Origin of the sequence: Streptomyces sp. NPDC020917 (genome assembly GCF_044333795.1) — a bacterium.
Lineage (GTDB): Bacteria > Actinomycetota > Actinomycetes > Streptomycetales > Streptomycetaceae > Actinacidiphila.
In genome coordinates this window covers 1-23,199 of sequence record NZ_JBIRRR010000017.1, presented here as the reverse complement: position 1 = coordinate 23,199, position 23,199 = coordinate 1, and the positions used below count along the sequence as shown (strand labels likewise).

The 23,199-nt window shown below is 74.4% G+C and carries 19 protein-coding genes, 1 rRNA gene and 1 pseudogene; 6 read left to right on the top strand and 15 right to left on the bottom strand.

The annotated features are described in order from the left end of the window. Nucleotides 1-156: 156 nt before the first annotated feature. A complete protein-coding gene (locus tag ACH4TG_RS29500) occupies nt 157-780 on the bottom strand; it encodes an NUDIX domain-containing protein (RefSeq protein ID WP_398245603.1) in 624 nt (207 codons plus the stop codon). Next, complete coding sequence (locus ACH4TG_RS29495) at nt 777-2,450, bottom strand: CTP synthase (protein WP_398245602.1); 1,674 nt, start codon at nt 2,448-2,450, stop codon at nt 777-779. Before ACH4TG_RS29495 ends, ACH4TG_RS29500 begins: the two co-directional genes overlap by 4 nt. A 492-nt stretch (nt 2,451-2,942) precedes the next feature. On the opposite strand from ACH4TG_RS29495, the gene ACH4TG_RS29490 reads away from it, so the two are divergent. Then, a complete protein-coding gene (locus tag ACH4TG_RS29490; RefSeq protein ID WP_398245756.1) occupies nt 2,943-4,769 on the top strand; it encodes a glycoside hydrolase family 15 protein in 1,827 nt (608 codons plus the stop codon). 48 nt (nt 4,770-4,817) lie between these two features. Here ACH4TG_RS29490 and ACH4TG_RS29485 read toward each other — a convergent pair whose 3' ends face one another. The 7 genes from ACH4TG_RS29485 to ACH4TG_RS29455 all read right to left on the bottom strand — a co-directional run bounded on the left by ACH4TG_RS29485 (nt 4,818) and on the right by ACH4TG_RS29455 (nt 12,565). Further along, nucleotides 4,818-5,951: a glycosyltransferase family 4 protein gene (locus ACH4TG_RS29485; protein WP_398245601.1), complete on the bottom strand. Its 1,134-nt coding sequence runs from the start codon at nt 5,949-5,951 to the stop codon at nt 4,818-4,820. Between the two features lie 157 nt (nt 5,952-6,108). After that, the gene (locus ACH4TG_RS29480) at nt 6,109-6,939 is read right to left on the bottom strand and encodes a hypothetical protein (protein ID WP_398245600.1); all 831 of its coding nucleotides are present in this window, start codon (nt 6,937-6,939) and stop codon (nt 6,109-6,111) included. A 385-nt stretch (nt 6,940-7,324) separates the two neighbouring features. Beyond that, on the bottom strand, nt 7,325-9,085 hold the full coding sequence (gene recN / locus ACH4TG_RS29475) for a DNA repair protein RecN (protein WP_398245599.1): 1,761 nt from the start codon (nt 9,083-9,085) through the stop codon (nt 7,325-7,327). Between the two features lie 116 nt (nt 9,086-9,201). After that, the gene (locus ACH4TG_RS29470) at nt 9,202-10,110 is read right to left on the bottom strand and encodes an NAD kinase (protein WP_398245598.1); all 909 of its coding nucleotides are present in this window, start codon (nt 10,108-10,110) and stop codon (nt 9,202-9,204) included. A gap of 2 nt (nt 10,111-10,112) precedes the next feature. Continuing rightward, nucleotides 10,113-10,919 (bottom strand): TlyA family RNA methyltransferase, encoded by an 807-nt coding sequence (locus ACH4TG_RS29465; protein ID WP_398245597.1) that lies wholly within the window; start codon nt 10,917-10,919, stop codon nt 10,113-10,115. A gap of 7 nt (nt 10,920-10,926) precedes the next feature. Further along, nucleotides 10,927-11,286 (bottom strand): hypothetical protein, encoded by a 360-nt coding sequence (locus tag ACH4TG_RS29460; protein ID WP_398245596.1) that lies wholly within the window; start codon nt 11,284-11,286, stop codon nt 10,927-10,929. Beyond that, nucleotides 11,279-12,565: a hypothetical protein gene (locus ACH4TG_RS29455; protein ID WP_398245595.1), complete on the bottom strand. Its 1,287-nt coding sequence runs from the start codon at nt 12,563-12,565 to the stop codon at nt 11,279-11,281. The genes ACH4TG_RS29460 and ACH4TG_RS29455 overlap by 8 nt, the downstream gene beginning before the upstream one ends. Before the next feature lie 141 nt (nt 12,566-12,706). Here ACH4TG_RS29455 and ACH4TG_RS29450 point away from each other — a divergent pair, with 141 nt between their 5' ends. Further along, nucleotides 12,707-13,054: an SCP2 sterol-binding domain-containing protein gene (locus ACH4TG_RS29450; RefSeq protein ID WP_398245594.1), complete on the top strand. Its 348-nt coding sequence runs from the start codon at nt 12,707-12,709 to the stop codon at nt 13,052-13,054. Here ACH4TG_RS29450 and ACH4TG_RS29445 read toward each other — a convergent pair. The 3 genes from ACH4TG_RS29445 to ACH4TG_RS29435 all read right to left on the bottom strand — a co-directional run bounded on the left by ACH4TG_RS29445 (nt 13,002) and on the right by ACH4TG_RS29435 (nt 16,086). Next, complete coding sequence (locus ACH4TG_RS29445) at nt 13,002-13,985, bottom strand: ABC transporter ATP-binding protein (protein WP_398245593.1); 984 nt, start codon at nt 13,983-13,985, stop codon at nt 13,002-13,004. The two genes, ACH4TG_RS29450 and ACH4TG_RS29445, sit on opposite strands and share 53 nt — an antisense overlap. Nucleotides 13,986-14,029: 44 nt before the next feature. Continuing rightward, nucleotides 14,030-15,058, bottom strand: a complete 1,029-nt coding sequence (locus ACH4TG_RS29440) for a FecCD family ABC transporter permease (RefSeq protein WP_398245755.1) — start codon at nt 15,056-15,058, stop codon at nt 14,030-14,032. 68 nt (nt 15,059-15,126) lie between these two features. Beyond that, nucleotides 15,127-16,086 (bottom strand): FecCD family ABC transporter permease, encoded by a 960-nt coding sequence (locus ACH4TG_RS29435; RefSeq protein ID WP_398245754.1) that lies wholly within the window; start codon nt 16,084-16,086, stop codon nt 15,127-15,129. A gap of 225 nt (nt 16,087-16,311) precedes the next feature. Between ACH4TG_RS29435 and ACH4TG_RS29430 the strand changes: the two genes are divergently transcribed. Together ACH4TG_RS29430 and ACH4TG_RS29425 are read left to right on the top strand one after the other, a co-directional pair. Beyond that, a complete protein-coding gene (locus ACH4TG_RS29430; protein WP_398245592.1) occupies nt 16,312-17,343 on the top strand; it encodes an ABC transporter substrate-binding protein in 1,032 nt (343 codons plus the stop codon). Between the two features lie 4 nt (nt 17,344-17,347). Then, nucleotides 17,348-18,169 (top strand): siderophore-interacting protein, encoded by an 822-nt coding sequence (locus ACH4TG_RS29425; RefSeq protein ID WP_398245591.1) that lies wholly within the window; start codon nt 17,348-17,350, stop codon nt 18,167-18,169. An 88-nt stretch (nt 18,170-18,257) separates the two neighbouring features. On the opposite strand, the gene ACH4TG_RS29420 is transcribed toward ACH4TG_RS29425, so the two are convergent. Continuing rightward, a complete protein-coding gene (locus tag ACH4TG_RS29420) occupies nt 18,258-19,280 on the bottom strand; it encodes an HAD-IIA family hydrolase (RefSeq protein ID WP_398245590.1) in 1,023 nt (340 codons plus the stop codon). 89 nt (nt 19,281-19,369) lie between these two features. On the opposite strand from ACH4TG_RS29420, the gene ACH4TG_RS29415 reads away from it, so the two are divergent. After that, complete coding sequence (locus ACH4TG_RS29415) at nt 19,370-20,650, top strand: DUF1015 domain-containing protein (RefSeq protein WP_398245589.1); 1,281 nt, start codon at nt 19,370-19,372, stop codon at nt 20,648-20,650. Nucleotides 20,651-21,021: 371 nt separating this feature from the next. Here ACH4TG_RS29415 and ACH4TG_RS29410 read toward each other — a convergent pair. Then, nucleotides 21,022-21,712 (bottom strand): annotated as a pseudogene (locus ACH4TG_RS29410) (hypothetical protein); the annotation flags it as partial. A gap of 180 nt (nt 21,713-21,892) precedes the next feature. Here ACH4TG_RS29410 and ACH4TG_RS29405 point away from each other — a divergent pair. Next, a complete protein-coding gene (locus ACH4TG_RS29405) occupies nt 21,893-22,750 on the top strand; it encodes a hypothetical protein (protein ID WP_398245588.1) in 858 nt (285 codons plus the stop codon). Between the two features lie 344 nt (nt 22,751-23,094). Here the strand turns inward: ACH4TG_RS29405 and rrf are convergent. After that, a 5S ribosomal RNA gene (gene rrf, locus ACH4TG_RS29400) occupies nt 23,095-23,199 on the bottom strand; the annotation flags it as partial.

Below are 23,199 nucleotides of genomic sequence, written 5' to 3'. Positions count from 1 at the left end.
TAGTTCACCGCTGGTGGCCGACCCCGTGGAGCCAAGGGCCGACGCGGCCGAAGGGCCCAATGATCACTCCATCGGATCATCCCACCCGACGCCGCCCGCATCCCGGGTCACACCCCGCCGCGCACCCCTGGGCTCATCCGCGCCCCGGTCGGTGCCTCACGCCGTGAAGGGCCGGGCCGGCCACGGCGCCTCGGCCGGGCGCAGCGCGTCCAGGCCGGCGCCGGCGAGCGCGCTCTGCAGCGCGAGGACCCCCACCAGCAGGCAGTTGTTGTGCAGCTCGCCGGCCAGCGCACCGCGCACCAGCTCCTCCAGCGGCACCCTGGAGTGCTCCATGTCGGCCTCCTCCTCGGAGACCTCGAAGCGCTCGCCGTCCGCTTCGGACACGCCGCGGGCCAGGAAGATCCTGACCGCCTCGTCGGAGCCGCCGGGCGAGGTGTACAGGTCGACCAGCACCCGCCAGTCCTCGGCCTTGACGTGCGCCTCCTCGTACAGCTCGCGCTGGGCGGCGTGCAACGGGTTCTCACCGGGGACGTCCAGCAGGCCCGCGGGGATCTCCCAGAGCTTGTGCCGCACCGGGTGCCGGTACTGCCGGAGCACCAGGACGCTGCCGTCGTCGTCGAGGGCGAGGACGGCCACCGAGCCCGGGTGGACCTGGTAGTCGCGGACGGCGGTGCTGCCGTCCGGCATGACCACCTCGTCCGTGCGCACCCCCGTCTTCTTGCCGGTGAACGGCGTGGACGTGGACGTGACCCGCCATTCCTCGGCGGTGTCCCGGATCATGCCCGGCCCTCCGTCTTGGCCGCCACCGCCGCCTTGACCAGCCCGGCGAACAGCGGGTGGGGGCGGGTCGGCCGGGACTTCAGTTCGGGGTGCGCCTGGGTGGCGACCAGGTACGGGTGCACCTCGCGCGGGTACTCCACGTACTCGACGAGCTTGTTGTCCGGCGAGGTGCCGGAGAACACGATGCCGGCCTTCTTCTCCAGCTCCGCGCGGTAGGCGTTGTTGACCTCGTAGCGGTGCCGGTGCCGCTCCTCGACGTACGGCTCGTCGCCGTACGCCTCGCGGACGATCGAGCCCTCGGCGAGCTTCGCGGGGTAGGTGCCCAGGCGCATGGTGCCGCCGAGGTCGCCCTTGCCGCCGACGATGTCGAGCTGCTCGGCCATGGTGGAGATGACGGGGTGGGCGGTGGCCGGGTCGAACTCGGTGGAGTTCGCGTCCGGGATGTCCGCGAGGTTGCGGGCCGCCTCGATCACGATGCACTGCAGGCCCAGGCACAGTCCGAGGAGCGGGATGCGGTTCTCACGGGCGTAGGTGATGGCCGTCACCTTGCCCTCCACGCCGCGGTCGCCGAACCCGCCGGGCACGCAGATCGCGTCGACGCCGGACAGCTGGGCCGCGGCGCCGGCCGGGGTCTTGCAGTCGTCCGAGGTGACCCACTTGACGGTGACCCTGGCGTTGTTGGCGAAGCCGCCGGCGCGCAGCGCCTCGGTCACCGACAGATAGGCGTCGGGCAGGTCGATGTACTTGCCGACCAGCGCGACGGTGACCTGGTGCGCGGGCTGGTGGACCCGCTTGAGCAGGTCGTCCCACTGGGTCCAGTCCACATCACGGAAGGGCAGGTCCAGCCGGCGGACGACATAGGCGTCCAGGCCCTCGGTGTGCAGCACCTTGGGGATGTCGTAGATGGAGGGCGCGTCGATCGCGGCGACCACCGCGTCCTCGTCGACGTCGCACATCAGCGAGATCTTGCGCTTGATCGCGGTCGGCACGTCCCGGTCGGCGCGCAGCACGATCGCGTCGGGCTGGATGCCGATGTTGCGCAGCGCCGCCACCGAGTGCTGGGTCGGCTTGGTCTTCAGCTCGCCGGACGGGCCGATGTAGGGGAGCAGTGAGATGTGCACCACGAAGACGTTGTCGCGGCCGACCTCGTGCCGCACCTGGCGGACCGACTCCAGGAACGGCAGCGACTCGATGTCGCCGACGGTGCCGCCGACCTCGGTGATCACCACGTCCACGTCGTCGGTGGCCATCCGCCGGATCCGCGACTTGATCTCGTTGGTGATGTGCGGGATGACCTGCACGGTGTCGCCGAGGTACTCGCCGCGCCGCTCCTTGGCGATCACCGAGGAGTAGATCTGGCCGGTGGTGACGTTGGCCGAGCCGGCCAGGTTGACGTCCAGGAACCGCTCGTAGTGGCCGATGTCCAGGTCGGTCTCGGCGCCGTCGTCCGTGACGAACACCTCACCGTGCTGGAACGGGTTCATGGTGCCCGGGTCCACGTTGAGGTACGGGTCGAGCTTCTGCATGGTGACCCGCAGGCCGCGCGCCTTCAGCAGCGCGCCGAGGCTGGAGGCGGTCAGCCCCTTGCCGAGCGAGGAGGCCACCCCGCCGGTGACGAAGATGTGCTTGGTCGTCGAGGATTTCGGCGCGAATTTCGGCGCACTTGCCAAGAGGGGGCTCCCGTGGTCGCGAGGTGAGGGACGGCGCTCCTGCCGGGCGCCGTCGCGGCGGTTCAGTGGTTCAGCCCACCGGCCCACGGGCTACCAGGGTATCAGCGCCCGCGCCGGGCGATGGCAGGCGCTGCCCGCCGGTTCGGGGGCTTTGCGCTGATCATGGGTTTGTGTCGGTGATGTGAGAGGCTCATGAGTGAGGTGTGCGAGCCCCGCGGAGGAGATGTGCGGGGTTCGCGGCCGAGCAGGGCGAACGCGGTGGGACATGTCACGTGGCGGTCCTCCGGGGTACACCCGACAGGCCGAGCGAAGATCGTCGAGAGGCGCGCAACGCTCGCCGCGACGACGTATTCTGCTCGGACGCATTGCGCGAGCCGACCGGCACGGCAGCAACCCCGCCCTCCTCCGGATCGCCGAGCTCGTTCACAGATCCAGATCTGAATTTCCCCCAGACCGCAAGACCGTCCCGTGTGAGGGCGGCGCCGTGTTCGACTGGAGTTGCACGTGGCAGGGCGTATCGAGGACTACGCACTCATCGGTGACATGCAGACCGCCGCCCTGGTCTGCGTCGACGGCACGGTCGACTGGCTGTGCCTGCCGCGTTTCGACTCGCCGGCGGTCTTCGCCGGCCTGCTCGGCACCGACGAGCACGGGTTCTGGCGGGTCGGCCCGGCGCATCCCGAGGGCCAGGAGCCGCCGCGGGCGACACGCCGCCGCTACCGGGGCGACTCACTCGTGCTGGAGTCCGAGTGGGACACCGGTCGAGGCACGGTCAGGGTGATCGATTTCATGCCGCCGCGCGACGGCGCGCCGCAGCTGATCCGGATTGTGGAGGGTGTCAGCGGCCGGGTGCCGATGTGCTCCAGCCTGCGGATGCGGTTCGCCTACGGCCAGGTCGTGCCGTGGGTGCACAAGGTCGGCGACCGGACGGTGGCCGTGGCCGGCCCCGACTCCGTGTGGCTGGACACCGACGTGGACACCTACGGCAAGGACCTGACGACCTACTCCGAGTTCACCGTGGGCCCCGGCGACCGGGTGGCGTTCACCATCAGCTGGGAGCCCTCGCACAAGCCGCAGCCCTCGCTGCCGGAGCCCGAGGTGGCGCTGGCGAACACCGAGGAGTTCTGGCGCGACTGGGTCGAGCAGTGCACCTACAACGGCCCGTACCGGGAGGCCGTGGTCCGCTCCCTGATCACGCTGAAGGCCCTCACGTACGCGCCGACGGGCGGCATCGTGGCCGCCCCCACGACATCGTTGCCCGAGGACATCGGCGGCGTCCGCAACTGGGACTACCGCTTCACCTGGCTGCGGGACGCGGCGATCACCCTGTCCTCGCTGCTGCGCACCGGCTACCGCGAGGAGGCCCGCGCCTGGCGCGAGTGGCTGCTGCGCGCGGTCGCCGGCGACCCGGAGAACCTGCAGATCATGTACGGCATCGCCGGCGAGCGCGAGCTGGGCGAGAACGAGCTGCACTGGCTGCCCGGCTACGAGAACTCCTCGCCGGTGCGGATCGGCAACGGCGCCGCGCACCAGCTGCAGCTGGACGTGTACGGCGAGGTCACCGAGGCGCTGCACCTGGGCCACATGACCGGCCTGGCCCGCAACGACTACGCGAGCGTCCTGCAGCTCAAGCTGATCCGCTACCTGGAGAAGCACTGGAACGAGCCGGACGAGGGCATCTGGGAGGTGCGCGGCCCGCGCCGCCACTTCGTGCACTCCAAGGTGATGGCCTGGGTGGCCGTCGACCGCACGGTCAAGCTCATCGAGTCCGGCGAGGTGGACGGTCCGCTGGAGCGGCTGCGGGAGCTGCGCGACGAGATCCACTACGACGTGTGCGAGAAGGGCTACGACCGCGAGCGCAACACGTTCACGCAGTCGTACGGCTCGAAGGAGCTCGACGCGTCGCTGCTGCTGATCCCGCAGATGGGTTTCCTGCCGCCGGACGACAAGCGGGTCATCGGCACGATCGAGGCGATCCAGCGGGAGCTGTCCACCGAGGACGGCTTCGTGCTGCGCTACCCCACCTCCAGCAGCGACGCCAGCGGCGAGCAGAACCTGGACGGGCTGCCCGGCGACGAAGGGGCGTTCCTGGCCTGCTCGTTCTGGCTCGCCGACGACCTGGCGATGATCGGCCGGGTGGAGGAGGCGCGGCGGCTGTTCGAGAAGCTGCTGGCGCTGCGCAACGACCTCGGCCTGCTCGCGGAGGAGTGGGATCCGCGGCGGCAGCGCCAGGTGGGCAACTTCCCGCAGGCGTTCAGCCATGTGCCGCTGATCGACACGGCGTTGCGGCTCACCGCGTGCGGGGCGTTCCGCGCGTAGGTCGGGACCGCGGGACGAGTCCGGGAACGTAAGCGTTACCGGGACGTGTCAGCGGGACTGCGTCAACTCGTCGTAGACGCTGAGCACCTGGGCCACCGTGTCGTCCTCGGTGGGCCAGGTCGCGGCCTGCCCGCGTCCCGCCACCGCGAGCGCGGTGCGGCGTTCGGGGTCGGCGAGCAGCCGGGTCACCGCGCGTGCGAAGGCGTTGGGGTCGCCGTACGGCACCAGTTCGGCGGCATCGCCCACGAGTTCGGGCGTTCCCCCGACGGCGGTGGCCACCAGCGGCACCCCCGCGTGCAGCGCTTCCTGAGCGATGAGGGCGCGGCCTTCCCAGCGGCTGGGCAGCAGCACCAGGTCGGCGGCGGACAGCAGTTCGGGGATGTCGTCGCGCCGCCCGAGCAGCTGCACCGGCAACCGCTCGGCTTCGATCCGCCGGTCCAGATAGCCCCGTTGGGGTCCCTCGCCGGCGATCGCCACCAGCGGGCGGGGGTCGAGACCCGCCCAGCGGGTCGCCGCGTCGAGCAGCAGCTCGTACCCCTTCGGCGGCTCCAGCCGGCCCACGGCGAGCAGCAACGGCCGGTCCACGGCACCGAATTCGGCCCGGGTCTTCTGCCGGTACCGGTCGCCTTCCGCGGGCGGGCGGGGCGCCCGGGCCGCGGGGCGCGGCACCGCCGGCGGCGCGAACCGCACGTCGTGGGCGCCGTACCGGCGGGCCCGGTCCACCAGGTCGGAGGAGACGCCGAGGACTACGGAGGCGCCGCGCACCCAGCGGCGTTCCAGCCAGCGCAGCACCATCGCGCCGGGGCCGTCGTCGGCGGGCGGGTCGGCGCCGTGCCAGGTGACCACCAGCGGGGTGCGCCGGCCGCCGAGGGCCAGCGCGGCGAGCAGCCCGGCCCGCATGCCGTGCGCGTGCACCACGCCCGCGCCGCTGAACACCGTGCGCAGCGCGGTCACGGCGGGCGCGTCGGCCGCGGTGCGGCGGCCGAGGTCGACGGGCACGAACCGGGCGCCGGTCCGGGAGAACGCGTAGTCCGACTCGGTCGCGGCCGGCGCGCAGACCGTGACCTCCACGCCGCGCGCCACCAGTCCGCCGGCCAGGGAGCAGACATGCGCGCCCGCCGCCGTGCTCAGGACGTGCACGGCGTGCAGCTGCCCCTTGGCGGGGTTCACGGTGCTGCTCACGCGGGGTACGGCTCCTGACTCGGGTACGGGGGTCGGCGCCGTGCGGGACGGCGCGGTGCGGAACAGGGGCCGCCGGGCGGCCTGTCCCAGGATGCCAGGCCGAGGCCATGGCTTTGCGCGGACATGGGCCGTCGCGCCCGTTCACCCGGCCCGGGTGTCACCCGTACGGGTGGGCCACGCGGCCCCAGGCATCAACGTGCCGTACTCCGGGGGCATTCCACAACCGCTGGTCGGTGGAGATCCTGTCGCCGGCTCCGGTCAGCGCGACGAGTGCGGCGGCGTGCAGCAGCAGTCCGATGCGGCCGTTGGCCGCGGCGATGGCCGCGCCGAGCGCGGCGCCCAGGGCGTGCGCGCCGGCGTCCCCGAGCATCGTGCGCTCGCTCAGGTCGTCGCCGAGGACGGCGGCCGCGGCGCCGACCGGGGCCGCGGCCAGGACCCCGCCGGTTCCGGCGCGGAGCAGGCCGGGGGCGCCCACGGTGATCACGGCCTTGGCGGCGCGGCCGGGGGCGACGTCGACGAGGTTCACCGCGTGCGCGGTGCCGGCTATCACCACGCCGGCGAGCAGCTGGTCCAGCGGGCGGGCCTTCAGCAGCACCCCCGCGGCCAGTCCCGCCGCGCCGATGCCCAGCAGCTTCACACCGCCCGAGGTGAGGCGGCCCTCGCGCAGGGCGCCCAGGTGCACGCCGAACCCGCGCTCGTCGGGAGAGCCCTTCTGGTCGTCGTACGCGCCGCAGGCGCCCGCGGCCAGGGCGGCCCCGACGGCCGCGGCCCGGGCGCGCAGGCTCAGGCCGCGCGCGGTGGCCAGCGCCGTCGCCGCGCCGGCCGCGGCGGCCAGCCCGCCATACAACTCCACTCCGCGCCCTGCGTAGTTGGTCCGCTGCCACATGCGGGCCTCCACGGGCGGCCGCCGCCGCAACTGCCGGTACGCGGCCCGGGTGGCCGCCGCAGCCGCCGCCCCGACCGACACCCGTCCGTTCCTCGCGGTCATCCCGACCCTCCTCCCGTCAGCCCCCCACAGCCCGCCGCACTCTCCCATACCCCCGCCCCCACACCAACAGCCCCCACCCGCCCAACCAGTCCCCCCCAGCACCCCCGCCCCGATCCCGCAGCCGCCGACGGCGAGAAGCCCGGCCGGGGCCACCGGCGGAGTCGCACGGGTGGTGCGGGTGGGAGCGGGTGGGAAACACCACCGCGCCGCAAGGCGCGGGCCCACCCACCGGCGAACAGCCGGCGAACAGCCCGCAGCCCCGCGGCCAAGCGACCCACCGCCGCGACCGCCGCGTAGCGGCAGGGCCGAGCCCCGTCCAGCCCCAGGCGCAGCCTGACCACCCGAGCTGAGCCGCGGACGGCCCCAGGCGCAGCCTGGACGTGGGTCAGCGGGACGCCTTCGCCGCGGCGAGCAACTCCTCCGCGTGCGCCCGCCCCAACTCCGAGTCCTCCAACCCGGCCAGCATGCGCGAGAGCTCCCGCACCCGCTCCTCCCCCTCCAGCACCCTGACCCCGCTCCGCGTCACCGACCCGTCGTTCGTCTTCTCGACCAGCAGCTGCCGGTCGGCGAACGCGGCCACCTGCGGAAGGTGGGTGACGACCACGACCTGGGCGGTGCGCGCCAGCCGGGCCAGCCGCCGGCCGACCTCCACCGCCGCCTTGCCGCCGACACCGGCGTCCACCTCGTCGAACAGGTACGTCGGCACCGGGTCGGACCCGGCGAAGACCACCTCGACGGCGAGCATCACGCGGGACAGCTCACCGCCGGAGGCCCCCTTGGCGATGGGCCGCGGCGGCGCCCCGGGATGCGGCGCGAGCTGCAGCTCGACCTCGTCCGCGCCGTTCGGCCCGTACGCCACGGCCCGCCCGCCGACCTCGATGCCCTGCTCGGGGTCCGCCGCCTCGGTCTGGTGCAGCGCGACGCCGACCCGCGCGTGCGGCATGGCCAGCTCGGCGAGTTCCGCGGTGACCGCCGCGGCGAACCGGTCCGCCGCCTCGCCGCGCGCGTCGCTCAGCTCCTGCGCGAGCCCGCTCAGCTCGGCCCGCAGCGCCTCGTGCTCGGCGGCCAGTTCGCCGATCCGGTCGTCGTCGCCGTCGAGTTCGGCGAGCCGGGTCGCGCCCTGCCGTCCCCACTCCAGGACGGCGGCCGCGTCCTGACCGTCCGCGCCGTACTTGCGGACCAGGTGGGCCAGGACCGCGCGGCGCTCCTCGACGGCGGCCAGCCGCAGCGGGTCGGCGTCCAGGTTGTCCGCGTACCCGGCCAGCTCGCCGGCCACGTCCCCGAGCAGGATGCCGACCTCCCCGAGCCGCCCGGCCAGCGCGGACAGCACCGGGTCGTGCGCCGCGACCGCGTCGAGCGCGCGCTGCGCCCCGGCGACCAGGGTGCCGGCGTCCACGCCCTCGGGGTCCTCGGGGTTGCCCGCGAGCGCCGCGTGGGCGAGGGTCGCGGCCGAGGCCAGCGCCTCGGCGTGCCCCAGCCGCTCGGCCTCGGCGGCCAGCTCGGCGTCCTCGCCGGGCTGCGGTTCCGCGGCGGAGATCTCCTCGATGCCGAACCGCAGCAGGTCGGCCTCCTGGGCGCGTTCCCGCGCCCGGGTGGTCAGCTCCTCCAGCTCGGTCGCGACCTCCCGCAGCCGGCGGTACGCGCCCGCGTACTTGGCCAGCGGCACCGCCACGGCGTCGCCGGCGTACCGGTCGAGCGCCTCGCGCTGCCGCGCCGGGCGCAGCAGTCCCTGCTGGTCGGTCTGGCCGTGCACCGCCACCAGGTCGTCGGCGAGCTCGCCGAGCAGCCCGACGGGGACGCCGCGTCCGCCGACGTGCGCGCGGGAGCGGCCCTCGGCCGACACCGTGCGGCTGATCAGCAGCGCACCGTCGTCGAGTTCGGCACCGGCCTCCTCGGCGCGCACGGCGGCGCGCCCGCCGGTGTCCAGGGTGATCCGCCCCTCGACGACCGCCTGCTTGGCGCCGATCCGCACCAGCGCCGGGTCGGCCCGGCCGCCGAGCAGCAGGCCGAGGCTGGTGACGACCATGGTCTTGCCTGCGCCGGTCTCGCCGGTCACCGCGGTGAAGCCGGGCGACAGCTCCACCACGGCGTCCTCGATGACTCCCAGCGACCGGATCCGCATTTCCTCCAACACGGATACGACCATACGAGGTTTGCCGCCCGCCGCGCGACGGGCTCCGGCTCCCGGCTTCGGACGGGCTACGGCCCCAGGCTACGGACGGGCTCCGGCGGCAGGCTTCGGACGGCCTCCGGCGGCGGGCTTCAGTGGGGCGCGCCGCGCCACCCGGAGACGGGCAGCGCGAACTTCGCGACCAGGCGGTCGGTGAAGGACGCGTGGTGCAGCCTGGCCAGCCGGACCGGCACCGCCCCGCGGCGCACCTCGACCCGGGCCCCGGCCGGCAGCTCCACCGTCCTGCGCCCGTCGCACCACAGCACCCCGTGCGGCGTCTGCGGCTGCACCTCGACGGCCAGCACCGACTGCGGCGAGGTGACCAGCGGCTTGGCGAACAGCGCGTGCGCGCTGATCGGCACCATGAGCAGCGCCTCGACCTCGGGCCAGACGACCGGGCCGCCGGCGGAGAAGGCGTACGCGGTGGAGCCGGTGGGGGTGGCGCAGACGACGCCGTCGCCGCCGAAAGCGGACACCGGGCGGCCGTCGACCTCGGTCACGACCTCCAGCAGCCGCTCCCGGGACGCCTTCTCCACCGACGCCTCGTTGAGCGCCCAGTCGGTGTGGACGATGTGCCCGTCGTTGCGGACCAGCACGTCGAGGGTCATCCGCTCCTCGACCTCGTACTCGCGCGTGACGACCCGGTCGACGACCTTGTCGAGGTCGTCGCGCTCGGCCTCGGCGAGGAAGCCGACCCGCCCGAGGTTGACGCCGAGCATGGGCACGCCGGACGCCCGGGCGAACTCGGCGCCGCGCAGCAGCGTCCCGTCGCCGCCCAGCACGATGATCAGCTCGCAGCCCTGGACCGCGCCGGGACCGATCTCGGCGATCAGCTCCACGGTGTCGGGCAGCGGCAGGTCGGCGGCCTCGTCCTCCAGCACCCGCACCCCGATACCGCAGCGCAGCAGTCCGTTGACGACCCGCTCGGCGCTGCGGATGGCCGCGTCGCGGCCGGTGTGGGTGAGCAGGAAGACGGTCCGGTTCTGGAAATCGCTCGTCACGGTCAACGCGGCCCCTCCGCCACAGCACGGTCGACTTCGGCCGGGTCCAGCGCGGGGGCGCCGGCACGCAGCCACAGAAAGTACTCCACGTTCCCGGACGGTCCCGGCAGCGGGCTGGCCGTGACGCCGAGCACCCCCAGGCCCAGCTCGGCGGCCTGCCCGGCCACCTTGCGGACGCTCTCCGCGCGCAGCTGCGTACTGCGGACCACCCCGCCGCTGCCCAGCCGCTCCTTGCCGACCTCGAACTGCGGCTTGACCATCAGCACCAGGTCGGCGTCCGGCGCCGCGCAGCGCACGAGGGCCGGCAGCACCAGTCCGAGCGGGATGAAGGACAGGTCGCCGACGATGACGTCCGCGGGCCTGCCGTCGATCGCGTCGAGCGTCAACTCCCGTACGTTGGTGCGGTCCTTGACGACGACCCGGTCGTCGCTCTGCAGCGACCAGGCGAGCTGGCCGTAGCCGACGTCGACGGCGACCACCTCGGCGGCGCCGTTGCGCAGCAGGACGTCGGTGAAACCGCCGGTGGACGCGCCCGCGTCGAGCGCCCTGCGGCCCTGGACGGCCAGGCCCTTCGGCAGGAACGCCGCGAAGGCGCCCGCCAGCTTGTGGCCGCCGCGCGACACGTAGTCGGGCTCGCTCTCGTCGGCGGCCACCACGAGGGCCGCGCTGGTCTCCACCTGCGTCGCGGACTTCGTCGCGGTGGCGCCGCCCACCGTGACCCGGCCGGCGGCGATCAACTGGCTTGCGTGCTCCCGTGAGCGCGCGAGGTTCCGGCGCACCAGCTCAGCGTCGAGTCGGCGTCGTGCCACGTACGGTTCAGCCCCTGTTCTCGTCCAGCGCGGTGAGTGCGTCGCGCAGCCCCCGGTGCACATCCTCGTACACCTCGATGTGGGCGTGCACCGGCAGTTCGTCCGCGTCCCCCAGCCGCTCAACCGCGGCGTCCACCTCAGCATTCCCCGTCATCGCGACGGTGACCCCCAGGGGTTGCGGCTCGGCCGGGGCGGCGGGCCCGGCCGGCCCGGCCGCGGGAGGCTCGCCGGCGCGGTCCTGCGCCGGGTCCGCGGCCGCCACCGCGGGCTCGCGCGCGGGTGCGGGCACGGGCGTCGCGGTGGGGACGCCCGTGGCGGGCCGCCCCTCCGCCGAGTCCCGGGCCCACACCGGGTACCCCTCACTCATCGCCGTCCTCCTGCGCGGTGCTCCTGGCCGTACCGGCCGCGGGCGCCGCCTTCTTCGCGGGTGCGGCCTTCTTCGCTGCGCTCTCGGTCGTCTTCTTGGTGGCGGCCGCGGTCGTCTTCTTGGCGGCGGCCGTCCTCGTGGTCTTCTTCGCGGGCGCGGTCGCCGCCGGCGCGCTCTTCGCGGGCGCGGTCTTCGCGGGCGCCGTCTTCGCGGGCGCGGTCCCGGCTGCGATCGTCTTCACGGGCACGGTCTCCCCGGCTGCGGGGGCCGCTGCGGCGGAGGCCGGCGCGGTACTCTGCGCGGCGGTGGTCTTCGTCGCTGCGGCCTTCTTCGCGGTACCCGCGGTCGTCTTCTTCGCGGTACCCGCGGTCGTCTTCCTCGCGGTACCCGCGGTCGTCTTCCTCGCGGTACCCGCGGTCGTCTTCCTCGCGGTACCCGCGGTCGTCTTCTTCGCGGCGGCCGTCTTCGCCGTGCTCTTCTTCGCGGGCGCGGCCTTCTTCGCCGTCGCCTTCTTGGCCGTCGTCTTCTTCGCGGGCGCCTTCTTCGCCGCGGCCTTCGTGGCGGTGGTCTTGGCGGCCGCGGTCTCCCCGGCGTTCGGGGCTGTCGTCTGCGCGGGCGTCGCCGCCGTGGCCTTCTTCGCCGTGGCCGTCTTCTTGGCGGTCGCCTTCTTCGCCGCGGTCTTCGTGGCCGCGGTCTTGTTCGCGGGGGCTGCCTTCTTCGCGGTCGCCTTCTTGGCGGGCGCGGCCTTCTTCGCGGCTGCCGCCTTCTTGGCCGGGGCCGCCTTCTTGGCCGGGGCCGCCTTCTTGGCCGGGGCCGCCTTCTTGGCCGGGGCGGCCTTCCCGGTCCCGGCGGCGGCCGGCTTCTCCGGCTCCACGTGGACGTGCTCGACGGTCGGGGACGGCACCGGCTCGGAGGGCGGCTGGGTCGTGGACGGGGCCTTGGGCTCCTCCAGGTTGCGGATACGCCGTTCCAGGGTCTCCAGGATCACGCCGACCTTGGTGACGTCGTCGGCCAGGCGGCCGACCCGGCCCACCGCCTTGTCGACCTCCTCGCGGACGAGTCCGACGAGCAGGTCGCGGTTGGCCCGTCCGGTGGCCATCAGCTCGTCGGCGAGGGTCTGCACCTCGGCCGGGACGGCGGACCCGAGCCGCTGCTGCACGGCGCCGACGTCGATCCCCGCCTGGTCGAGCAGGTCCCTCGCCGCGTCGACCGTGCGGCGCCGGGTGGCCTCCGTCAGGCCGCCCGCGATCTGCAGACAGGTACGCAGCGCGTCCCGCATCGCTCTCACTCCTCGCCTCGGCGTTGGCCGCATGCATGCGACATGACTCCGACGCTACCGTCTCCTGCCGTCGCGTCCCGGTGACGGTGCCCTGCGGTACGGTCATCCGGACGCAACCCACGACCGGGGAAGTACCGCACGATGCCCACCATCGAGGAGTGCCGCGACGCGCTCGACCGCTTCTCGGCGACCCTCGCCGGCGCCGAGGGCGACGCCAAGTCCGCCGTTGCCCTGGACCGCTCGCTGAGCTGCCGGATCACCGATCTCGACGTCACGTTCGTGGGCCGGCTGGCCGGCGGCCGGATCCAGGACGTGGTGACGATCCCCGGCGATCCCGAGGAGAAGGCCCAGATCCGGCTGTCGATGACCGGCGACGACCTGCTGCGGATGGTCGGCGGCGAGCTGCACTTCGCCAAGGCGTGGGGCAGCGGCCGGGTCAAGGTGCAGGCGAGCCTGCGGGACGTGCTGCGGCTGCGCTCGCTGCTGTAGCGCCGTCGTCGCCGTCCTGGCCGTCGCCGTTGTGGGCGTCACCGTCCTGGCCCTCGGCACCACGGCCGTCGCCCGGGCCGGCGTCCGCCGTGCCCGCCGCGGGCCGGCGCGCGGCGGGGATCACCAGCGGCGTGCCGCTCTCGGGGTCCTCGATGATCCGGCACGACACGCCGAAGACGCGTTCGACGAGTGCGGCGGTGAGGATCTCCCCGGGGCGGCCCTGCGCCTCGATCCGCCCGTCGCGCATGGCGATGAGGTGGGTGGCGTAGCGCGCGGCCTGGTTGAGGTCGTGCAGCACGGCCACCAGGGTGCGGCCCTGCTCGTGCAGGTCGGCGCACAGGTCGAGGACGTCGATCTGGTGCTGGATGTCGAGGTAGGTGGTCGGCTCGTCGAGCAGCAGCACGGGCGTCTGCTGGGCCAGCGCCATGGCGATCCAGACGCGTTGCCGCTGCCCGCCGGACAGTTCGTCGACATGGCGATCCGCCAGGGCGGCGACGCCGGTGGCCGCCATCGACTCCTCGACGATCCGCTCGTCCTGTGCCGACCACTGGCGCAGCAGCCCCTGGTGGGGATAGCGGCCGCGGGCGACCAGCCCGGCCACGGTGATGCCGTCGGGTGCCGTGGAGCTCTGCGGGAGCAGCCCGAGGGTGCGGGCGACGGTCCTGGCGGGCAGCGAGCCGATCGCCTGACCGTCCAGCAGGACCCGGCCCTGGGCGGGCTTGAGCAGCCGGGACAGGGCGCGCAGCAGTGTCGACTTGCCGCAGGCGTTGGGGCCGACGATGACCGTGAAGGACCGGTCGGGGATCGCGACGGACAGGTCCTCGGCGACGGTCCGCCGGTCGTAGGCGAGCGTCACCGACTCGGCGGTGAGCCGCTGCCGCTGCCCGGTACTTCCGTGCGGCTCTGTCGACTTGTCGTTGCGGCGCGTCATGGGGAGCTTCTCCTGGGGGTGGTGACGTCGTGTCGGCAAAGCGCTCATATCCGGCCCGCCCGGCGTTCGGTGACGAGCAGCCAGAGCAGGTAGCCGCCGCCGAGCACGCCGGTGGCGACGCCGACCGGCACCTGGCCGGAGCCGAAGGCGCGCTGCGCCGCCCAGTCGGCGGTGACGAGCAGGGCGGCGCCCATGAGCGCGGAGGGCAGCAGCCCGACGCCGGGTGACCGGGTGAGCCGGCGGGCGAGTTGGGGTGCGGTGAGGGCGATGAAGGCGACCGGGCCCGCGGCGGCGGTCGCCGAGGCGGTCAGCAGGACGGCGGCCAGCACCGCGGTCAGCCGGACCCGTTCGACCCGCACGCCGAGACCGCGGGCGGTGTCGTCGCCCATCTCGGTCAGGCGCAGCGCCGGGCCCTGCCACAGCAGCAGCGGCATCAGGACGGCGCAGGTGCCCAGCAGCGGCCACACCTGGTCCCAGTCGCGCCCGTCGAGCGAGCCGGTGAGCCAGACCACGGCCCGCGCCGCGTCCACGTAGTCCGCCTTGACGAGCAGGTAGCTGTTGACCGCGGAGAGCACCGCGGACGCGCCGATCCCGACGAGCACCAGCCGGTAGCCGTGCACGCCGCGCTTCCAGGCGAGCAGGTAGACGGCCAGCCCGGTGAGGAGTCCGCCGGCGACCGAGCCGACTGCGACCTGGGAGGCGGTGCCCTTGAACAGCACGATGACGACCAGCGCGCCGGCCGCCGAGCCCTGGCCGAAGCCGATGACGTCGGGGCTGCCGAGCGGGTTGCGGGAGACGCTCTGGAAGGCGGCCCCGGCCATGCCGAGGGCCGCGCCGACCAGCAGGCCGACGGCGACGCGGGGCAGCCGCAGGTCCCTGACCACGAACTCCTCGGCGGGCGTGCCGTGTCCGGTCAGGGTGCGCAGCACATCGAGGGGCGCGATGCGGAAGTCGCCGGTGCCGATGAGGACGACGGACACGCCGAGCCCGGCCAGCAGCAGGGCGGCGCACACCAGGGCGGCGCGCGCGTCCAGCCGCAGCGACAGCCCGCCGCGGGTGCGAACAGCCGGGATCCGTACGGGTACCGGCCGCGCGGCGGGTGCGGGATCGGCCGGGAGCGGGGTGGTGCGGGGCGTGTCGGTCACAGCTCGGCCATCCTTCGGCGCCGGACGAGGGCGATGAACACCGGTCCGCCGAGGACCGCGGTGACGATGCCGACCTGGAGTTCCGCGGGCCGGGCGACGAGCCGTCCCAGGACGTCGGCGCCGAGCAGCAGCACGGGCGACAGGACGGCGGTGTACGGCAGGATCCAGCGCATGTCGGGCCCGGTGATGCCGCGGACGACGTGCGGGACCATCAGCCCGACGAAGACGATCGGCCCGCAGGCGGCGGTCGCCGCACCGCACAGCAGGGTGACGGCGAGCATCACCAGGCCGCGGGTGCGGGCGAGCCGGGCACCCAGTGCCCGGGCGGTGTCGTCGCCAAGAGCGACGGCGTTGAGCGCCCGGGCGCTGCCGAGCGCGAGCAGGGTGCCGGCCGCGAGGAACGGGGCGACCTGCCGGACGGTGGCCATGTCGGCGGCGGCGAGCGAGCCGACCTGCCAGAAGCGCATGCGGTCCAGGGCCGCGTGGTCGGTGAGTTCGACCGCGCTGGTCCAGCCCTGGAGCAGCGCGGTGACGGCGGTGCCGGCCAGTGCGAGCCGCACCGGCGTGGCGGACCGGGTGCCGCCGACGGCGTACACCAGCACGGCGACGGCCGCGGCCCCGCCGAGCGCCCACCACACGTAGCCGGTCGTGCTGCTGACGCCGAAGAAGCTGATGGCCGAGACGACGGCGGCCGCCGCACCGGCGTTGACGCCGAGCAGTCCCGGGTCGGCGAGCGGGTTGCGGGTCAGCGCCTGCATGGCGGCGCCGGCCATGCCGAGGGCGGCACCGACCAGCAGGCCCAGCAGCGTTCTGGGCAGCCGGAGTTCGCGGACCACCACGTCGTTGTCGGTGCCGGTGTAGTGGAACAGCCCGTGCCACACCTGTCCGGCGGGGATGTCCCGGGCGCCGATGGCGATGCTGGCCACGACGACGGCGATCAGCAGCCCAACGGCCATCAGCAGCCCGGCCGTTCGCCGGGCGTTGGCATGCGGGGGGCCGCCGTGCGGCGGCCCGGGGGCGGACCCGGTGTCCCGGGCGGGCGGGGAGTGACGTTCGACCAACACGGGAGTTAGGTTAGCCTAACCTTGCCCACGCACCTTCGAGCAGAGCGGCAGCCCATGCACATCTCCCGTTCCCCCCTTGCGTCCGGAATGCCCACACCAGGTACGCCTGCGTCGGGAATGTCCCGCCGCGGCCTTCTCGCGGCCGGCGGCACCGCCGGCCTCGGCGCGCTCCTCACCGCCTGCGGCGGCTCGTCCGGCTCCGGGGACTCGAAGGCGTCCGCCACCAAGGGCTCCGCGTCCGGTTCCGCCACCACCCCCGCCGGGCCCTGGACGTTCACCGACGACCGCAAGAAGCCGCTCCGGCTGGACCGCACGCCCACCCACCTCGTCGCCTACGTCGGAGCGGCCGCGGCCCTGCACGACTACGGCATCGAGTGCGTCGGCGTGTTCGGCCCCACCAAGCTCAAGGACGGCCGGCCCGACGCGCAGGCCGGCGATCTCGATGTCGACAAGGTGACCGTCATCGGCAACACCTGGGGCGAGTTCGCCATCGAGAAGTACGCGGCCCTCTCCCCCGGCCTGCTGATCAGCCACATGTACGAGGCGCCGACGCTGTGGTACGTCCCGGACGAGAGCGCGAAGAAGATCCTGGCGATCGCCCCGAGCGTCGGCATCGACGTCGCCGGGGTGCCGCTCACCACGCCCCTGCGGCGCTACGCCGAACTCGCCACGTCCCTGGGCGCGGACATGGCCTCGACCCGCAACGCCGCGCAGAAGACCCGGTTCGAGCAGGCGTCCGCCGACCTGCGCGCCGCGGTCAGGGCCCACCCCGGCATCAAGGTCATGGCCTGCTCGGGCGCCGCCGACGCGTTCTACGTCTCCACGCCCTCCTCGGCCGCGGACCTGAGCTACTACCGCAGCCTCGGCGTGGACTTCATCGTCCCGAACAAGGTGCAGGGCGGCTTCTTCGAGACGCTCAGCTGGGAGAACGCCGACAAGTACAAGGCCGACGTGATGATGCTCGACAACCGCTCGGCGACCCTGCAGCCCAAGGACCTGGCCGCCAAGCCCACCTGGGCGGGACTGCCCGCGGTCAAGGCCGGGCAGGTCCTCGGCTGGCCCAGCGAACCGATCTTCTCCTACGGCAAGTGCGCCGCCCGGATCGAGGAGCTCACCAAGGCCATCACCTCGGCGAAGAAGGTGGGCTGACACCGTGCCGGAGCCGACCTACGCCTTCTTCCACCCCCGCGTCGTCCGCACCCGCCGGCTGTCGCCGACGATGCTGCGGGTCGTCCTCGGCGGCGACGACCTGTCCGCCGTCGTCAACGGCGGCCGCGACCAGCGGTTCAAGCTGTTCCTGCCGCACCCAGGGCAGGACGTCCCGGTCCTCCCCGACGTCCTCGACGACCGGTGGTACCCGCGCTGGCGGGCCCTGGACCCGGGCGTGCGCGGCATCATGCGCACCTACACCATCCGCGGCACCCGGCAGGACCCCGCCGAGATCGACGTCGACTTCGCCCTGCACGGCGACCGCGGACCCGCCTCCCGCTGGGCGCACCGGGCCACCCCCGGCGACCCCGTGTCCATCCTGGCGCCGGTCACCGGGGACAACGGCGGCGTCGACTTCCGGCTGCCGCCGGGCACCGACTGGGTGCTGCTGACCGGCGACGAGACCGCGCTGCCGGCCATCGCGGCCATCCTGGAGTGGCTGCCGGCCGGCCTGCCCGCCAAGGTGTGGCTGCAGGTCGCGCACCCCGACGACCGGACCCCGCTGCCCACCGGCGCCGACGCCGACATCACCTGGCTGCTTCGGCCCGAGTCCCCGGCCGAGGCCGTGCGGACCGCCGCACTGCCCGCCGGAACCCCGTACGCCTGGCTGGCCGGTGAGGCGTCCGGCGTCCGGGCACTGCGCCGCCACCTGGTCGGCGAGCGCGGCTTCGACCGGGCGGCCGTCACGTTCACCGGCTACTGGCGCAAGGGCGCCACGGAGGACGAACTGCTGACCGCGGCGGCGGCCGCCGAAGCCGACGCCTGAACGGGCGCGGCTCGCTCCGCGGAGGCGTTCCGGCGGGGCGCCGGCCCCTCGGACGCCCGGGCCGGCGCCCCGCCGAACGCGCGAGGACTCAAAAACCCAGGCGGGACAGGGCCTTGCCGCCGTCGAGCCGGCAGGTGCCCCCGCCCGCGGCGGACCACGCGGCGGCACACAGCGCGCGCAGCCCGTCGAGCGGGTCGCCTTCGCCGTCCAGCGCCAGCTCGTCCGCGCCCGCCGAGGCCGTCCAGCCGCCGCAGCCGAACGCACCGTCCGCGGCGTCCGCCACCTCGGGCTGGGCCCGCAGCAGGTCCCGCAGGTCGGCACCGACGTACGCGGGCCGGTGCCGCGGCTCGGCGGCGAGCAGCGCGGCCGGCGTGGTCACGCCGGTCAGGACCAGCAGCGCGTCGACGCCGCCGGCGAAGGCCCCCTCGATGTCGGTGTCGAGCCGGTCGCCCACCACCAGCGGCCGCCGCGCGCCGGTCCTGATCACCGTCTCGCGGTGCATCGGCGGCAGCGGCTTACCCGCCACCTGCGGGGTCGCTCCGGTGGCGATGCGGACCACCTCCACCGCAGCGCCGTTGCCCGGCGCGATGCCCCGCCCGCTGGGAATCGTCAGGTCGGTGTTGGACGCGAACCACGGCACCCCGGCGTTCACCGCGTACGCCATCTCCGCCAGCTGCGCCCAGCGCAGATCCGGCGAGTAGCCCTGGACGGCCGCGGCCGGGCCGTCCACCGCCGACTCGACCGGCACCAGGCCCCGTTCGCGCAGGGCGGCGACCAGTCCCTCGCCGCCGACCGCCAGCACCTTGGCGCCGGCGGGCACCTGATCGGCGATCAGCCGGGCCACCGCCTGCGCCGAGGTGATCACGTCCTCGGCCGCGGCGGGCACGCCGAGCCGGGTGAGGTGCTCGGCCACGGTCTGCGGCGTGCGGGCCGCGTTGTTGGTCACGTACGCCAGCCGCATCCCCTGCCGGTGCGCCGAATCCAGCGACTCCACCGCGTGCGCGATCGCGTCACCGCCCGCGTACACCACGCCGTCGAGGTCCAGCAGCGCGGTGTCGTACGCCACGTCCAGCGGATGCTCGCTGCCGTTCGGCCGGGTCCTGTGGGTCATGCGTGCTCGCTCCTCGTGTGGCGGTCGACAACCCCGATCATCTCCCATGCCCGCGGCAGCCGGCGCACCCGCCGACGTAGCATGCGCGGATGAGCAACTCCAGCCCGGCCGGCGGGTCCGGCCAGCGCGGCCTGCGCCTGGCGCCGTTCCGCGGACTGCGCTACGTCCGCGGGCGCGTCGGCAGCCTGGCCGCCGTCACCTCGCCGCCGTACGACGTCGTGGTCCGCCCCGACGGCCAGCGCCACCTGGAGACCGCCGACCCGTACAACGTGGTGCGGCTCATCCTCCCGGACGCCGCCACCGCGGACGCCCGCAACCGCAAGGCGGCTCGCACCCTGGCCCGCTGGCTGGACGAGGGCGTCCTGGCCGCCGACCCGCACCCCGCGGTGTACGTCTACGAGCAGCGCGACGGCGACCACCTGCAGCGCGGGGTGATCGGCGCGCTGCGGCTCAGTGGGCCCGAGGACGGCGTGGTGCTGCCGCACGAGGACGTCATGCCGGGCCCCGTCGCGGACCGCGCCGCTCTGATGACCGCGACCCGTGCCAACCTCGAACCGCTGCTGCTGACCTACCGCGACGGCGAGGCGACCGCCCGCGTCATCGACCGCACCGCGGCCGGCGCGGAACCGCTGCTGGCCACCACCACCGAGGACGGCGTCCGCCACCGGCTGTGGGCGGTCACCGATCCCGCCGACCTCGCGGCGATCGACGCGGACCTGTCCACCCGCCAGGCGCTGATCGCCGACGGCCACCACCGCTGGGCCACCTACCGGCGGCTCCAGGCCGAGCACCGGCCGGACGGCCCCTGGGACTACGGCCTGGTCCTGCTCGTCGACTCCGCCCGCTACCCGCTGCGGGTCCGGGCGATCCACCGCGTGCTGCCCGGCCTCCCGGTGGCCGCCGCGCTGGAGGCCGCCCGCGGCGCCTTCCGGGTGCGGCCCGCCGGCGACACGCTCGACGCGGCGCTCGCCGCGCTCGGCAAGGCGGCGGCCGACGGCAACGCCTTCGTGCTGGCCGGCGACGGCTACCACCTGCTCGACCGGCCCGACCCGGCCCGCGTCGCCGCCGCCGTTCCCGCGGACCGCCCGGAGCCGTGGCGTCGACTGGACGCGACGGTGCTGCACCACCTGCTCCTTGACCGCGTCTGGCGGGTCCCGGACGCCCCCGAGCACATCCGCTACATCCACGACACCGGCGCGGCCGTCGAACTGGCCGAACGGCTCGGCGGCACCGCGGTGTTGATGCACCCGGTGGACGAGCAGGTGGTGCTGGAGCTGGCCCGCGAGGGCGTGATGATGCCCCGCAAGTCCACGTCCTTCGGGCCGAAGCCGGCCAGCGGGCTCGTCATGCGCGGCCTCGACCTGTCCTGAAACGCGCCGAGGGCGGCACCCGCGGAAACGGGTGCCGCCCTCGGCGGTGGGGACGGCCGGAGCCGGCGACGGTCAGTCGTCGTCGCGCTCCGGGCGGGTGGGCGCGCGGAACGGCGAGTCCAGGAAGGACGAGGGGTCGGCCTCGTCCGTCAGGTCCACGGCGTCGTCGTCCGGGGCGGCGGCAGGGGCGTCGTCACCGTCCTCGTCGGCGTGGTCGTCCTCGTCGTCCTCGCCGTCCTCGTCGGACGCGCCGTCGTCTTCGGACGCACCGTCGTCGCCGTCGGCGTCGTCCTCCGCGTCGGCGTCACCGTCGTCGGGGGTGTCGTCGGCGGTGTCGTCCGCGCTCCGGTCCCGGGCGCCGCCGGCCTCGCCGTCCTCGCCGGCATCGGCGTAGGCGGCGTCGTCGGCGTCGTCGGTCTCGTCGCTCTCGGAGTCGGCGTCGGTGGCGAGGGCGTCCACGAACTCCACGCCGTCGAGCTGCGCCAGCCGGTCGGAGGCGTCGGTGGTGCCGTTGTGGTCGGCCTCCACGGCCTTGGCGAACCAGTCGCGGGCCTCGGCCTCGCGCCCGACGGCCAGCAGCCCGTCGGCGTAGGCGTACCGCAGCCGCGCGGTCCACGGGTGGACGGCGTTGGACGCCAGCTCCGGGCTCTGCAGGGTGACCACGGCCGCCTCGGCCTGGCCCATGTCCTGCCGGGCGCCGGCCGCGACCAGCCGCATCTCCACCTGTCCGGCCTTGTCGAGCTTGTGCACCTCCGGGGCGCCGGCCATCTCCAGCGCGCGCTCGGGACGGCCCAGACCGCGCTCGCAGTCCGCCATCACCGGCCAGAGGTCGACGGTCCCGGTCATCCGGCGCGTCGCCCGGAACTCCGCGAGCGCCTCGGCGTACCGCTCCGTGGCGTACGACGCGAAGCCCGCGGCCTCGCGGACGGCGGCGACACGGGACGCGAGCCGCAGGGCGACCCGCGAGTACGCGTACGCCTGCTCCGGGTCCTCGTCGAGCAGCCGCGCGACCATGACGAGGTTGCGCGCGACGTCCTCGGCGAGCGTCTTCGGCAGGCTCATCAGCTCCTGGCGGACGCTCGGGTCGATCTCCTGCCCGGTGACCTCCTCCGGGATCGGCAGCCGCCTGATCGGCTCCCGCTCGTCACGGCGCTCGTCCCGGCCGCCACGGTTCTCGAACCGCCCGCGGCCCTGCACGGCCGGACGCCGGCCGTACCCGCGCTCGCCGCGGTCGCGGTCGTCGTGGCGGGGACCGCGGGGGCGGTCGTCGCGGGGACGCTCGTCGCGGCGGTCGTCGCGACGGAAGCCGCCGCGGTCGTCGTCACGGCGCGGACCACGCGGACGATCGTCACGGGGACGGTCGTCCCGCGGACGGTAACCACCGCGGTCGTCACGGGGACGGTCACTGCGGGGGCGCTCGTCACGCCGGTCATCGCGCGGCCGGTCATCGCGGCGGAAGCCGCCACCGGGGCGGTCGTCACGGGGACGGTCGTAGCGCGGACGCTCGTCGCGACGGAACCCACCGCCGGAACGGTCATCGCGAGGGCGGTCGTCCCGCGGACGGTCATAACGGGGACGCTCGTCACGCCGGTCGTCGCGACGGAAGCCGCCGCGGTCGTCGTCACGGCGCGGACCACGCGGACGATCGTCACGGGGACGGTCGTCCCGCGGACGGTAACCACCGCGGTCGTCACGGGGACGGTCACTGCGGGGGCGCTCGTCACGCCGGTCATCGCGCGGCCGGTCGTCGCGGCGGAAGCCGCCACCGGGGCGGTCGTCACGGGGACGGTCGTAGCGCGGACGCTCGTCGCGACGGAACCCACCGCCGGAACGGTCATCGCGAGGGCGGTCGTCCCGCGGACGGTCATAACGGGGACGCTCGTCACGCCGGTCGTCGCGACGGAACCCGCCGCGGTCATCGCGCGGCCGATCGTCACGACGGAAACCGCCGCCGGAACGGTCGTCCCGCGGACGGTAACCACCACGGTCGTCACGGGGACGGTCACTGCGGGGGCGCTCGTCACGCCGGTCGTCGCGCGGCCGGTCGTCGCGACGGAAGCCGCCACCGGGGCGGTCGTCACGGCGGTGGCCGCCTCCTGACCGGTCGTCACGAGGGCGGTCGTCACGGGGGCGGTCGTCGCGACGGTCGTCGCGACGGAACCCGCCGCGGTCGTCGTCACGGCGCGGACCACGCGGGCGGTCGTCACGTCGGTCCTCACGGCGGTAGCCGCCACCACGCGAGTCCCGACGCTCAGGGCGTTCGGGCCGGTCTTCGGGTGAGTTGGACATCGACGTAACTCCTGTCGGATCGTGCTGCTGCAAGTGCAATTCTCCCGCATTGACGGGAGGGGCGCGCTTCGAGGGAGCACGGGGAAATACAGCAGACAAAACAAAAGGACCCCCGGTCCCAGCGCTCAGGCCAGGACCGAGGGTCCAGAAAGATTGTTCGGCGGCGTCCTACTCTCCCACAGGGTCCCCCCTGCAGTACCATCGGCGCTGAAAGGCTTAGCTTCCGGGTTCGGAATGTAACCGGGCGTTTCCCTAACGCT